Below are 13,121 nucleotides of genomic sequence, written 5' to 3'. Positions count from 1 at the left end.
TAGGCTTAGGCGCAGATGACCTCTGGCACTCCCTCGCCGGCGTACACGCGTGTCCCCAACGCGCTCACGCTGCTGCGATTCGCCGCCATCCCGCTCTTCGTCGTGCTGCTCCTCGACGACCGCGACGGCCCGAGCTGGCCGGCGGGGATCGTCTTCGGCCTGGCGGGGCTGACCGACCAGCTCGACGGCTACCTGGCGCGGCGCTGGCGCGTGGAGTCCGCCTTCGGCAAGGTGGCCGATCCGCTCGCCGACCGGCTCATGATCGACACGGCGGTCGTCGCGCTCGTCCTCCTCGACCGCCTGCCGTGGATCGCGCTCGTGATCCTCGTGCGCGATCTCGTGCTCGTCGGCGGGTACAGGGTCGTCGTGCCGCGCGGCTACGAGTTCCGCGTCTCCCGGCTCGGCAAGATCGCCACCTGGGGCCTCTACGCATCGCTCGGTCTCGTGCTCGTGACCGAGAAGGGCACGTGGTGGGCGCTCGCGTACCTGTGGATCAACCTCGGGCTCGCCGTCGTCGCCGCCGTCCAGTACGTGCTCAGGGCGCGCCGAGAGGTCGCGCGAGCATGAAGGCCGTCGTCATGGCGGGCGGCGAGGGCACGCGTCTGCGTCCGCTCACCTCGAACCAGCCGAAGCCGATGGTGCCGGTCGTCGGCAAGCCGTGCATCGAGCACGTCCTCGAGCTCCTGCGCTTCCACGGGTTCGAGGAGGTCGTGATCACGCTCGCGTTCATGCCGCAGGCGATCCGCGCCTACTTCGGCGACGGGGCGTCGCTGGGCCTGCAGATCGACTACTCCGTCGAGGAGCAGCCGCGCGGTACCGCCGGCTCGGTGCGGCTCGCAGGGGCGCGCCTCGACGACACCTTCCTCGTCATCTCCGGCGACGCCCTCTGCGACGTCGACCTCGACGCGCTCGTGGACACGCACCGCCGGCGGGGCGCGGCGGCAACGATCGGCCTCAAGCCGGTCGACAACCCGCTCGAGTTCGGCATCGTCGTCACCGACGACGACGGCCGCGTCGAGCGCTTCCTCGAGAAGCCCTCCTGGGGCCAGGTGTTCTCGGACACGATCAACACCGGCATCTACGTGCTCGAGCCGGAGGTGCTGCGCCACATCCCGGGCGACCGTCCCTTCGACTTCTCGAAGGAGCTGTTCCCGCTGCTGCTCGAGATGGGACGGCCCATCTACGGCCACGTGCTCGACGGCTACTGGCAGGACATCGGCACGATCGAGCAGTTCCGCCAGGCGAACTTCGACGCGCTCGACGAGCGCGTGCGCCTCGACGTGCCGGGCCTGCGCCTGCGGGGCAACGTGTGGGTCGGCGACGGCGTCGCCGTCGACGCCGTGGAGAACATCGCGGGCCCGGCGTTCGTCGGCAACAACTGCCGCATCGCCGGCGACGCGCAGGTCGGCCCGTACGCGGTGCTCGCGCCCGGCGTCACCGTGCGCGAGCACGCGCGGGTCGAGCGCTCCATCATCGACGCCGCCACCTATATCGGCCGCAGCGCCGTGATCGAGGGCGCGATCGTCGGACGCGCCTGCGACGTGCGCGACCACGTGCGCGTGCACGAGGGGGCCGCGATCGGCGACGAGGTGACGATCGGCGCCGAGGCGAGCGTGCTCCCCGGCGTGCGCATCTACCCGTTCAAGGAGGTGGAGACGGGCGCGCAGATCTACGAGAGCATCGTCTGGGAGAGCCGCGCCACGAACCGGCTCTTCGCCCACGACGGCGTCAGGGGCCTCGTCAACGTCGATCTCACGCCCGAGACCGCCGTGCGCGTCGCCGCCGCCCTCGGAACGGCACTCGACCGGGGAGCGCGTGTCGTCGCCAGCCGCGACGCTGCCGACGCGTGCCGCATGGTGCAGCGCGCGCTCGTCGCGGGCCTCACGTCGACAGGCGTCCATGTAGCCGACCTGCGCGTGTCTCCGGCAGCCGTGACGCGGCACGTGCTGAAGACGCAGGGGCTCGCCGCCGGCGTGCACGTCGGACAGACCAGCGGCGACCCCGAGCTCGTCGAGATCCGCATCTTCGAGCCGCCGGGCATCCAGCTCACGCCGGGGCTGCAGAAGGAGATCGAGAAGCACTTCACACGGCGCGAGCTGCGGCGGGCGGCGTTCGCGGAGGTGGGGGACACCACCTACCCGGCGCGCGTGCGCGAGAGCTACGCCCACGATCTGCTCGACACGCTCGACGCCGCCGTCGTCAGCGCCCGCGGGTTTCGCATCGCGCTCGACGTCGGCTACTCCGCCGCCTCGTTCACGCTGCCGCTCGTGCTGGGCCCGCTCGGCGTCGAGGCCGTCACGATCAACGCGTTCTTCTCCGGCGCGGGCGTGGCGGCCGACCCTGTGCCTGCCGCGGCGGAGCGGCTCGTCAGTGCGGTGGGCGCCGACCTCGGCGTGGTGCTCGACCGGGCCGCCGAGCGGCTGCTGCTCATCGACGAGCACGGGCGCGAGGTGTCGCCCGAGCGGACGCTGCTGCTGTTCGTGCACCTTCTCGCCGCCGCCGGCCGCACGGGGGCGATCGCCGTCCCCGTCACGGCGACCGACGCTATCGACCGCATCGTCGCAGGCAGCGGCCTGCGGGTCGTGCGCACGCCGCACTCGCTGAGCGCGCTGACGCGTGCCGCAGCGGCCGAGGGCGTGATCTTCGGCGGCGCGCCCACCGGCGGCTTCGTGTTCCCCGACATCGTCCCCGGCTACGACGGCGTCGGCGCCCTGTGCCGGCTGCTCGAGCTGCTGGCCGTCGCCGGCCGGCCCGTCTCCGAGCTCGTCGCGCGGCTGCCCGAGCCGACGCTCGTGCGCGTCTCCGTCCCGTGCCCGTGGGCGCGCCGGGGCCTTGTCATGCGCCTGCTCGGCGAGCAGCTCGCGGAGCGCACCCTCGATCTCATGGACGGCATCAAGGCATTCGACGAGCGCGGCTGGGCGCAGGCGCTGCCCGATCCGGACGAGCCGGTCGTGCACGTGTTCGCCGAGAGCGCGACCCGGGCCGGCTCGGAGGCGCTCGCGCAGGAGCTCGCCGCGGCGGTCGAGGCGATCGTGCAGGGAGAGACCGCCGCCGCGTCGAACAGGGTGGAGGCGCCACAAGCCTCAAGCTGAGGTTGACCCCTCGGGGTCGCTGCTGCTTCAATCCCTCCGGCCCCCGCAACGGAAAGGCTGACCGTGGAAATGCTCCCCGACCTCTCGCTTCTCTCCGACGACGAGCTGTCCGCCCTGCTCTCGCGGCTCGAGAGCACCGAGGACGCGATCTCGCGACGACGGCGGCTGCTCCACGGGCGCATCGACATCCTCCGCGGCGAGCGCACCGCGCGCCTGCGCGCGCAGGTCGCAGCGGGGGCGCTCGACATGCCCTCCCCGACGACGCTCGAGCGCGCGATCTATACGGGCAGCGGCGACCTGCCCGAGGAGGAGGGCGCCCTCGGCGCGATGCCCGACCTCGCCGAGGTCGACGACGATGCCCTGCGCGCCGAGATCCGCCGGCTCGAGCAGGAGGAGGACGACATCTCCCTCAACCGCCGCGTGCTGCACGGCCAGATCGACATCGTGCGCGCCGAGCGTGCGCGCCGCTCGCGCGACGGCGGGCATATCGGTCCGGACGACCTCGGCCCGGTGCTCGGCGGAGGCCGATGAGCCACATCTACTGCCGGGAGTGCGGCTTCCAGAGCCCCGAGGCAGCGAGCTACTGCTCGCGCTGCGGCGCGCTGCTCGTGCGCGACGCCGTCGGCGAGACGACGCTGAGCCTGAGCCCGGACGAGGTGGTCGAGCAAGGTGGCGACGCGATCGTCGGGCCGTCGCTCGTCGTGCGCTCGGGCGGCGGCAGGGCGGGGGAGAGCTTCCAGGCGATCGGCGACCGCACGCTCATCGGCCGCTCTCCCGCATGCGACGTGTTCCTCGACGACGTGACCGTCTCGCGCAGGCACGCCGAGCTCGTGCGTGACGGCGACACCTTCATCATCCGCGATCTCGGCAGCCTCAACGGCACCTTCGTCAACCGGCGGCGGATCGACTCTGCAGCGCTCGAGGACGACGACGAGCTGCAGATCGGCAAGTACCGCATGACCTTCCTGTACCGATGACGACGACGACGGAGAGCGGCACGGGCGCCGCCACGCGACTGCACACGATCGGCGCCGTGTGCGAGCGGCTGCGCGCCGAGTTCCCCGACATCTCGATCTCGAAGATCCGCTACCTCGAGGACCAGGGGCTGCTCGCCCCCAAGCGCACGCGCGCCGGCTACCGCCTCTTCTCGGAGGCGGACGTCGAGCGCCTCGTCACGATCCTGCGGCTCCAGCGAGACGAGTTCCTGCCGCTGCGCGTGATCCGCGACGAGCTGCGCTCGCCGAGCGCCGACCGCGCGAAGCGCCGCGCAGCCGGCATCGCCGGCGTCGAGGACGAGATCGACATGCAGGAGCTGTGCGGGCGCGCCGGCGTCAGCATCGAGTTCGCGCGCCAGCTCGAGGAGTACGGGCTGTTGGCGCCGCGCATCGAAGCCGGCGAGCGCCTTTACCGCGAGAGCGAAGCGGACATCGCGCTCGCGTGTGCGAAGATCGCCCGCTACGGCGTCGACGCCCGCCATCTGCGCGCCTTCCGGACGGCCGCCGGCCGCCAGTCCGCCCTCATCGAGCAGGTTGTCGCACCCGGACTGCGCTCGCGCAATCTCGAGCGGCGCAAGGCGGCGCTCGCCGATCTCGACATGCTGGCCGGCGTCGCGCAGGAGCTCGCGCAGCTCTTGCTCACGCGCGACCTGCGCGAGGTGGCCGAGCGGTGACCGAGATCGATCTCGCCGAGCTCATCCGCGACGTGCCGGACTTCCCGTCCGCGGGGATCGTGTTCAAGGACGTGATGCCGCTGCTCGCCGACCCCGCTGCGTTCCGGGAGACGATCGACCGGCTCGCCGCCTGGGCCGGGCCACGCACGCCGGACATCATCCTCGGTGCGGAGGCGCGTGGGTTCATCTTCGGCGGCGCCCTCGCCTACGCGCTCGGCTGCGGCTTCGTGGCCGCGCGCAAGCCCGGGAAGCTGCCGTGGAAGACCGTCGAGGCCACGTACGCGCTCGAGTACGGCACCGACTCCCTGCAGGTGCATGCCGACGCGGTCGCGGAGGGCACGCGCGTCATCGTGCTCGACGACGTGCTCGCCACGGGAGGGACGGCGAAGGCCAAGGTCGATCTCGTCGAGCAGCTCGGCGGCACCGTCGTGGGCGCGCTGTTCGTCATCGAGCTGACGTTCCTGCACGGCCGCGAGCGGCTTTCCGGCTACGACGTGCACGCGCTCATCGCCGTCTGAGGAGATCCCTCGACCGAGGGATTCGCGTGCCGCCCGCAACGGCCGTGGGAAGCCGTTCGCGAGAGGGTCGCCGCCAACTCGCCGTCCGATCGATCGTCTATCACTGACACATGGCCGGGATGAACGCCCTCACCGGGACGTTTCGCCTCTCGTGTCCGCGGCACGGCGAGGCGCGCGTGCTGCTCTCGTCGTTCCGGCAGATCGGCCGCCTCGCCGGGACGGCGCACCCGGCGGTCTACCGCGTCGCCTTCGGCTGCGCGTGCGGGGGAGAGCACGCGGCGCTGCTGACGCAGGAGGACCTCGACGTGGCGCCGCTCGGGCTGATCGCGCACGAGCCGTTCGTCAACCTGATGACCTCGCGCGGCGGCGACCTCCGCGACGAGCTGACGGCGATCGCGGGGATGCGCATCGGAGCCGGGGAATGGCCGTGGAGCTTCTTCTGCTACCTCGAGGACAGGCCGCGGCCGGTGACGCCGTCGTCGTTCACGCTCATCGCGGCCGGATCCGCGCGCGTTGCCGTCGCGGTCGCCTGCCCGGGCTGCGGTTCGATCTCGATCAACGTGTGCACCCGCGCGCACGTGGACGTCCCGTTCGTCAACGACGCCCGCATCGGCGTCGTGCCGCACGTGTACGCGGCCGACGCGCTTCCCACGGTGGAGGCGTTCCGCGAGCAGCTCGGCTCCTCCGCGTTCGACGAGCGCCGCCTGGAGCTCGAGCAGTGACCCACCCGTTCCCTGGGGGGAGGGATGAGGAGCCGGTGCGGCCGGTGTCGATGAGAGAGCACGTGGACACCACCGTCACCTTTCCTGCGGCGAGGCCCGACGCACTGGACACCCTGCTCCGCCACTGCTTCGCGCTCGAGCGCGCAGGCGAGGCGCCGCGCGCGCCCGCCCGCCTCCGGCTCGAGCAGGCCGTCGGCCCGGCGCTCGCGCGCAGGCTCGTCTCGAGCCTGACGGCGGGAAGCCGGCGCTGAGGGGCCGTACCGGCGCGGCTACGAGCCGGACGTGTCGCCGCCGCGCGTGCGGACGAGCAGGAAGATGAGGAACGCGGCCACGAGCGAGAGGATGAGCGCCGTCGCCTTCGAGACGTCGACGGCCACCATGCCGAAGTAGAGGACGAGGAAGAAGACGACCGCCCACAGAAACGACTGGACGCCGCGATCGATGCTCGGCATGCGCAGGTGCACGGGCCGGATGCTAACCGAAAGCGCTTGCCGGGAAGCCGGGAAGACGCCTGCCCGACCGCCGCTCTCGCCCGGACCAGCAATTCACCGAGCCGGTAGCGCTTTCGTCCACCCGGCCCGTCGACCTTCCGCTTCCGCGTACGGCCTCCGCGCCAGGCTTCGATCTACTCGCGCCCCGTGCTCGGTGCAAGCAAGAAGCTAGAGCGCGGAGTGGGGAGGGTCAAGAGGGCCGCGCGCCGATTTGTCGCAATTTGCGAGCAAATCGCTCGGGCCGTGAGAGTGCGGGTGTGTGCGCTGCCCCCGGCGCCGGTTCCACTACGATGCGCCGGTGCGCCGCGCCGCCGCCTACGGATCCGCCGTCGCGCTGCTCGCGCTCGGCGTCGTCCTCACCGCCCTCGGCTGGGGGGACGAGCCCGGCAAGCTGCCGAACTGGCAGGCTCTCGTGCTCGGGCTCGTACAGGGCTTCACCGAGCTGCTGCCGATCTCCTCGTCGGGGCACCTCATCGTCGTTCCCTGGCTCGGCGACTGGACATACCTCAAGGATCACGAAGCCTTCAACAAGACCTTCGACGTCGCCCTGCATCTCGGCACGCTGGTCGCCGTCGTCGCGTACTTCTGGAGCGATCTCGTCCGCTACCTCGTCGCGTGGCTGCGCAGCCTCGCACGGCGTAGCGTGGCAGGGGAGGACGAGAAGATCGGCTGGATCATCGTCATCGCGAGCATCCCGGCCGCGATCGTCGGCGCCGGGCTCGAGAGCGTGATCCAGGACCGCCTCGGCGAGCCGTGGCAGATCGCCGTCCTGCTGGCCGTGTTCGCGGCCGTGCTCTGGTGGGCAGACCGCCGCCCGCAGCGACGCGACGTGCACGAGCTCAGCCTCGGGCAGGGGCTCCTCGTCGGCCTCGCGCAGAGTCTCGCACTGGCGCCCGGCGTTTCCCGGTCGGGCATCACGATCACCGCCGGGCGCCTGCTCGGCCTCAGCCGCGACGCGGCCGCCCGCCTGTCGTTCCTCCTCCTCGTGCCGATCGTGCTCGGCGCGGTGCTGCTGAAGGGCGTGAAGGACGTCCTCTTCGGCGATCTGCCGGCCGGCTGGGTGGGGCCGTTCGTCGTCGGCACGATCGCCGCCGCCGGCAGCGGCCTGCTCGCCATCTCGTGGCTGCTCGGCTACGTGCGCCGCCACGACTACTCCGTGTTCGTGCTCTACCGGCTCTGTGCCGCCGCCGCGATTCTCCTGCTCATCGCGGCCGGCGCACGGGACGCGAGCTTCTAGCGCCTGGCGCGTCCGGCAGGGAGGGCGCAGCGTGTTCCGATTTCCTGTTACTTGACATAACGCACGTTATCGTGCGTCGAGCCGCAGGGCGTCCAGGCCGACTCCGCGCCGGGTCTGGACAAATGCCATACGGCGGTGGGAGAGTTAGAAGTGGCAGCCCGCACGAGCTCCCCCATGACGACAATCGACATCGATAGCCTGCTCGGGCAGGAAGAGGTACGGGTCCTCCTCGAGGCCGGCGAGCAGGCCGGCACGATCCGCGCCGAAGATCTCGCCGACCTCGTCGAGGCGCACGAGCTCTCGCCTCTCGAGCAGGAGGCGCTGCTGCGGGAGCTGGAGAAGCGCGGCATCGAGATCGCCGACCCCGCGCCGGCGGAGCCGCCACCGGCCGCACCGGCGCCGCCCGAGACGACGACGGACGCCCTGCAGCTGTTCCTGCGCGAGGCGGGACGGCATCACCTGCTCAGCGCGGCGCAGGAGGTCGAGCTCGCCAAGCGCATCGAGCGCGGCGACCTCGACGCGAAGCAGCAGATGATCCAGGCCAACCTGCGGCTCGTCGTCTCGATCGCGAAGAACTACCGCAACCAGGGGCTTCCGTTCCTCGACCTCATCCAGGAGGGCACGCTCGGCCTCATCCGCGCCGTCGAGAAGTTCGACTGGCGGCGCGGCTTCAAGTTCTCCACCTACGCGACCTGGTGGATTCGGCAGGCCGTCGCGCGGGCGCTCGCCGACAAGGCACGCACGATCCGCATGCCCGTCCACATCGTCGAGCGCCTGCAGAAGATGAACCGCGCCGAGCGCACCCTGTGGCCGCAGCTCGGACGCGAGCCGACACTCGAGGAGATCGCCGACGAGGCGTCCCTCACGGTGCAGCAGGTGCTGGAGGTGCGTGCCGCGGCCCGCGCGTCCGCGAGTCTCGACGCGCCGGTCGGCGACGGCGACGACGCCGTGCTCGGCGACTTCGTCGCCGGCAGCGAGCCCCTCCCGGAGGAGTGCGTCGAGATGACGCTGCGCAGCCAGGCGCTGCGGCGCGCGTTGTCGGCGCTCCCTGCGCGCGAGCGCGAGGTCGTCGTGCTCCGCTACGGCATCGGCGGCGTCGAGCCGAAGACGCTGGAGGAGATCGGGCGGCGACTCGGCCTCACCCGTGAGCGCGTGCGCCAGATCGAGCTCGACTCGCTGCGTCACCTCGCCGGCGTCCGCGAGATGCAGGCCGTCCAGTCCTGAGGCACGCCGCCGGGCGCGAGGGGCGGCGATGTCCATACGGCTCCACCTCCACGCCGGCGCGCGCCCGCGGACGCGCCTACGTGCGCAGGTAGTGCTCGAGGCTCGGTGCGGCCTGGCGCAGCTCGCGCAGCGCGCGCGTCTCGAGCTGGCGCACGCGCTCGCGGGTGATGCCGAGGATCGCTCCCACCTCCTCGAGCGTCTTCGGCTTGCCCCCGGAGAGCCCGAAGCGCTCGATCAGCACGCGCTGCTGTCGCGGCTTCAGCAGGCGGATCGCTTCGCCGATCTCCGACGTCCGCAGCTTGTTCGACGTCTCCGTCTCCGGTGCGAGGGCGTTCGTGTCCTCGATGAGATCGGACATCGTGCTCTCGCCGTCGCCCACCGGCGTCTCGAGGGAGACGTGATCCTGGACGAGCTCGAGCAGCTCCTGGACGCGCCGGGGCGTGAAGTCCGCCTCCTTCGCGATCTCCTCGAGCGAGGGGTCGCGGTTGAGCTTCTGGCCGAGCGCGCGGCGGGCACGGGTGACGCGCCGCACCTGGTCGGCGACGTGGACGGGAAGGCGGATCGTGCGTCCCTGCTCGGCGAGCGCGCGCGAGATCGACTGCCGTATCCACCAGGTCGCGTAGGTGGAGAGCTTGTAGCCCATCGTGTAGTCGAACTTCTCGACCGCCCTGATGAGGCCGAGGTTGCCCTCCTGGATGAGGTCGAGCAGCGGCACGCCGGCGCGGGTGTAGTTGCGGGTGATCGACATCACGAGACGCAGGTTGCACTCGATCAGACGGCGCTTCGCGGCCTCGTCGCCCTCGTCCTTGCGTCGCGCGAGCTCGCGCTCCTCGGCGGGCGTGAGCAGCCGTCCGTCGCCGATCTGGCGCACGTAGAGCTTGAGCGGATCCTGGGTGGCCGAGTCCGGCGCCTCGTCCGGTGGTTTCGGCTCGGCGTCGAACAGCGGCTCGGCGAGGTTGCCTTCCACGGAGGACGTATCGGCCGCTGTCCTCCCCCACTTGAGGCATTTTCGCGACCTCCCTCGCGGCTGCCGCCGCCCACGGCGTGGGCGGGAGATGCCGAACACCCTCCGTAGAGAGCACGCATCGACGCCGGCGACGCTCGTGTGGTCGACGGATCCGTCCAGGTGAGGTCATCGAATCGGCGCATGTGCGGCGTAGCGGGATACAGCCTCGACCCCGACTCGAGCGTCGGTCGCACCCAGGCTGCGCAGGCGCTGCTCGCGTGCGCGTCGTGCCTCGCTCACCTAGACTCGAGGCGTCCGTCGGCTCGCACGTCGACGCCTTCCTCGCGCAGCCGCTCGCGCACGAGGAACTGGAACGCCGCCCACGGCCCCGTCTCGATCTCGACCATGCGGTACACCTGCCACTCCGAGGGCAGCGAGGGGTCGTTGCGCCGTGCTTGCTTCCAGTCGGCCATCTTGGGCAGCCGGCCGAGCGAGCGCGCGAGCACCGCGCCCTGGGCGACGGCGCGCTCGAGCCGCTCCTCCCCCACGGGCACGTCGAATCCCGCCTCCCGTAGCGCCGCCGCCAGCGATCCGAACGTGTGCCAGACGAGCGACTTCGAGGCGACGCGGCTGCGGTTCTCGTCGAGGTCGCGCGCGCTCGGCGTGCGCCCGAGCTGCGCGCCGAGCGCGCGCAGCTGGCCGAGCAGCTCGTCGCGGCTGATGAAGCGTCGCGGCGTCAGCCCCGCCGCGCGCTTGGCGGCGTTCCACGTGCCGAAGTGCTCGATCACCGTCTGCGGGTGCACGCCCGCGCCGGGGTCGGCAGCGAACTCGCGCATCGTCGGCGAGCGCCCGAGCCGCTGCGCGCTCGCGCGGAGCTGCTCGAGGATCTGCTCGTCCGTGTAGCGCCGTCTGATCCCCGCGCGGAACTCGGCGAGCGCTGCCTCGTCGATCCCGGCGAGCGCCGGGTGCCGGCGACGGGGCCTGGCCATGTGCAATCACTATAGATCATCATGCGCAAAGTGCAAGGAGAGCAGAGCGAGGCACGCACCGGCAGTCTCTGGGCCGGCCGCCGCGCGACGGGGCACGGTACCCTCGGCTGCGATGGGAGCACGCCTCGCGCTCGAGAGATCCGCGGCCCGGCTCGTCGGCCGGCTGTCGCGCGCCGCGGGGTGCGGCGGCGGCACGACGCTGCCCGGAAAGCTGCTGTGGAAGGTCGATCCGACTGCGATCGACGCGCTCGCAGCGCGGCTTCCTCTCGGCAGCGCGCTCGTGTCGGCGACGAACGGCAAGACGACGACGTCCGCGATGGCGGCGGGCATCCTCGGCCGGCGCCGCCGTCTTGCCTGGAACAACTCGGGCGCCAATCTCGCCTCCGGCGTCGCGTCCACGCTGCTCGAGGCGAAGGGCGCGGAGCTCGGGCTGTTCGAGGTCGACGAGTTCGCCCTGCCCGAGGTGATGCGGCGGACAGCTCCCCGGGCGGTCGCGCTCGCGAACCTGTTCCGCGACCAGCTCGACCGCTACGGCGAGCTGGAGCACGTCGCCGAGCGCTGGCGCGCCGCCGTGGCCGCTCTCCCCCGCTCCACCACCCTCGTCGTCAACGCCGACGATCCGCTCGTCGCGGAGCTCGCCGACGGCCGCCCGGCCGCCCTCCGCTTCGGTGTCGACGACGCGCGGGTCGCGCGCGCGGCGCTCCAGCACGCGGCCGATTCGAAGTACTGCGTGCGCTGCGGCACGCCCTACGACTACGCAGCCGCCTACGTCGGCCATCTCGGCGACTACCGCTGCCCGCGCTGCGGCCACGCCCGGCCCGTGCTCGACGTCGTGGCTCGGGCGATCGAGCTGCAGGGGCTCGACGCGACCGTCTTCGACCTCGTCACGCCCGCCGGCACGGGCAGGGTGCGCCTGCCTCTGCCCGGCCTCTACAACGTCTACAACGCGCTCGCCGCCGCGTCCCTCTGCCTCGCGCTCGACGCCTCCCTCGACGACGTCGTCGCCGGCCTCGAGGGCTTCAGTGCGGCGTTCGGCCGCTTCGAGCGCATCGACGGCGGCGGCCGCGGCATCCTGATGCTGCTGATCAAGAACCCCGCCGGCGCCAACGAGGCCGTGCGCACGCTCGTCGAAGGAGGCGTCCCGCCGGCGCTCGTCGTCGCGCTCAACGACGCGATCGCCGACGGGCGTGACGTGTCGTGGATCTGGGACGTCGACTTCGAGCCGTTGCTCGAGCGGGCGCAGCGCATCGTCGCCGCCGGCGACCGTGCCGCCGAGCTCGCGCTGCGCTTCACCTATGCCGGGTTTCCTCCCGGGCGCCTCGAGGTCGTGCCCGGCCTCGAGGCGGCACTCGACCGCGGGCTCGCGCTCGTCCCGCCCGGCGGCGAGCTCGGCGTCCTCCCCACGTACACGGCGATGCTGCAGCTGCGCGCGATCGCCGCCGAGCGCGGGCTCGTGAAGCCGTACTGGGAAGGAGCCGCGTGAAGGTCCGCGTCGCGCACCTGTATCCCGACTACCTGAACATCTACGCCGATCGCGGCAACATCGCGGTTCTCGAGCGCCGCGCACGGCTCCGCGGCCACACGCTCGACGTGACGGGCGTCGGCCCCGGCGACGGGCTCCCGGACGGCGGCGTCGACCTCTTCTACGTGGGCGGCGGTCAGGATCGCGAGCAGGCGCTCGTCGCGCCCGACCTCGCGGCGCGCGGCGAGGCGATTCGCGCGGCGGTCGCTGCCGGCGCCGCGCTGCTCGCGGTGTGCGGCGGCTACCAGCTGCTCGGACGCGGCTATCGGGGACGCGACGGCTCATGGCTCGCCGGCGCGGCGCTGTTCCCGCTCGAGACGGTCGCCGGCGAAACGCGGATGATCGGCGACGTGCTGATCGAATGCTCCTTCGCCCCCGGAGCGCCGCAGACGGTGGCGGGGTTCGAGAACCACGCAGGCCGCACGCTGCTCGACCCCGGTGCGGAGCCGCTCGGACGGGTCGTCGCCGGCTTCGGGAACGACGGCCGCTCCGGCTACGAGGGCTGCAGGGTCGGCACCGCGATCGGCACGTACCTGCACGGCCCGCTGCTGCCGCGGAACCCCTGGCTCGCCGACTGGCTGCTCGCCCGCGCCCTCGAGAACGCGGGCGCCGCCGCGGCCCTGGAGCCGCTCCCCGACGAGCTCGAACGGGCCGCCCACGCGGTCGCGGCGCAGCGCGCGCGCGCGCGCGGCGGCAAGGCGTAACCGCCTG

The 13,121-nt window shown here is 72.2% G+C and carries 15 protein-coding genes; 12 read left to right on the top strand and 3 right to left on the bottom strand.

The genetic code is table 11. The features are described 5' to 3' along the window. Positions 1-15: 15 nt before the first annotated feature. From Gocc_RS04735 to Gocc_RS04700, 8 genes are all read left to right on the top strand, one after another. The gene (locus Gocc_RS04735; RefSeq protein ID WP_114795388.1) at positions 16-567 is read left to right on the top strand and encodes a CDP-alcohol phosphatidyltransferase family protein; all 552 of its coding nucleotides are present in this window, start codon (positions 16-18) and stop codon (positions 565-567) included. After that, entirely contained in the window at positions 564-3,092 is a 2,529-nt protein-coding gene (locus Gocc_RS04730) for a sugar phosphate nucleotidyltransferase (protein WP_114795387.1), read from the top strand. Before Gocc_RS04735 ends, Gocc_RS04730 begins: the two co-directional genes overlap by 4 nt. Before the next feature lie 69 nt (positions 3,093-3,161). Next, a complete protein-coding gene (locus Gocc_RS04725) occupies positions 3,162-3,623 on the top strand; it encodes an RsiG family protein (protein ID WP_114795386.1) in 462 nt (153 codons plus the stop codon). Then, positions 3,620-4,069, top strand: coding sequence for an FHA domain-containing protein (locus Gocc_RS16880; RefSeq protein WP_181813371.1), 450 nt, complete (start codon positions 3,620-3,622; stop codon positions 4,067-4,069). The genes Gocc_RS04725 and Gocc_RS16880 overlap by 4 nt, the downstream gene beginning before the upstream one ends. Next, entirely contained in the window at positions 4,066-4,761 is a 696-nt protein-coding gene (ftsR, locus tag Gocc_RS04715) for a transcriptional regulator FtsR (RefSeq protein WP_114795385.1), read from the top strand. Before Gocc_RS16880 ends, ftsR begins: the two co-directional genes overlap by 4 nt. Before the next feature lie 5 nt (positions 4,762-4,766). Then, positions 4,767-5,279, top strand: a complete 513-nt coding sequence (locus tag Gocc_RS04710; protein WP_114795798.1) for an adenine phosphoribosyltransferase — start codon at positions 4,767-4,769, stop codon at positions 5,277-5,279. A gap of 110 nt (positions 5,280-5,389) precedes the next feature. Next, complete coding sequence (locus Gocc_RS04705) at positions 5,390-6,001, top strand: hypothetical protein (protein ID WP_114795384.1); 612 nt, start codon at positions 5,390-5,392, stop codon at positions 5,999-6,001. A gap of 62 nt (positions 6,002-6,063) precedes the next feature. After that, entirely contained in the window at positions 6,064-6,252 is a 189-nt protein-coding gene (locus tag Gocc_RS04700) for a hypothetical protein (protein WP_147281185.1), read from the top strand. A gap of 18 nt (positions 6,253-6,270) precedes the next feature. Here Gocc_RS04700 and Gocc_RS04695 read toward each other — a convergent pair whose 3' ends face one another. Further along, the gene (locus Gocc_RS04695) at positions 6,271-6,465 is read right to left on the bottom strand and encodes a hypothetical protein (RefSeq protein WP_114795382.1); all 195 of its coding nucleotides are present in this window, start codon (positions 6,463-6,465) and stop codon (positions 6,271-6,273) included. A 325-nt stretch (positions 6,466-6,790) separates the two neighbouring features. On the opposite strand from Gocc_RS04695, the gene uppP reads away from it, so the two are divergent. Both uppP and Gocc_RS04685 read left to right on the top strand, forming a co-directional pair. Beyond that, positions 6,791-7,729 carry an undecaprenyl-diphosphatase UppP gene (gene uppP / locus Gocc_RS04690; RefSeq protein WP_220150451.1) on the top strand — a complete coding sequence of 313 codons (939 nt, stop codon included), beginning with the start codon at positions 6,791-6,793 and terminating at the stop codon, positions 7,727-7,729. A 174-nt stretch (positions 7,730-7,903) separates the two neighbouring features. Beyond that, a complete protein-coding gene (locus Gocc_RS04685; protein WP_114795381.1) occupies positions 7,904-8,953 on the top strand; it encodes a sigma-70 family RNA polymerase sigma factor in 1,050 nt (349 codons plus the stop codon). A 76-nt stretch (positions 8,954-9,029) separates the two neighbouring features. Here Gocc_RS04685 and Gocc_RS04680 read toward each other — a convergent pair whose 3' ends face one another. Both Gocc_RS04680 and Gocc_RS04675 read right to left on the bottom strand, forming a co-directional pair. Then, the gene (locus tag Gocc_RS04680; protein ID WP_147281184.1) at positions 9,030-9,920 is read right to left on the bottom strand and encodes a sigma-70 family RNA polymerase sigma factor; all 891 of its coding nucleotides are present in this window, start codon (positions 9,918-9,920) and stop codon (positions 9,030-9,032) included. 275 nt (positions 9,921-10,195) lie between these two features. Further along, on the bottom strand, positions 10,196-10,888 hold the full coding sequence (locus tag Gocc_RS04675) for a homing endonuclease associated repeat-containing protein (protein WP_114795379.1): 693 nt from the start codon (positions 10,886-10,888) through the stop codon (positions 10,196-10,198). Between the two features lie 112 nt (positions 10,889-11,000). On the opposite strand from Gocc_RS04675, the gene Gocc_RS04670 reads away from it, so the two are divergent. After that, positions 11,001-12,371 carry a MurT ligase domain-containing protein gene (locus Gocc_RS04670; RefSeq protein WP_114795378.1) on the top strand — a complete coding sequence of 457 codons (1,371 nt, stop codon included), beginning with the start codon at positions 11,001-11,003 and terminating at the stop codon, positions 12,369-12,371. Continuing rightward, positions 12,368-13,114 carry a type 1 glutamine amidotransferase gene (locus Gocc_RS04665; protein WP_114795377.1) on the top strand — a complete coding sequence of 249 codons (747 nt, stop codon included), beginning with the start codon at positions 12,368-12,370 and terminating at the stop codon, positions 13,112-13,114. Before Gocc_RS04670 ends, Gocc_RS04665 begins: the two co-directional genes overlap by 4 nt. Positions 13,115-13,121 lie beyond the last annotated feature (7 nt).

This window comes from Gaiella occulta (assembly GCF_003351045.1).
GTDB lineage: Bacteria > Actinomycetota > Thermoleophilia > Gaiellales > Gaiellaceae > Gaiella > Gaiella occulta.
Note: the sequence above shows the minus strand (reverse complement) of the source record. Positions and strands in the feature narration are given on the sequence as shown.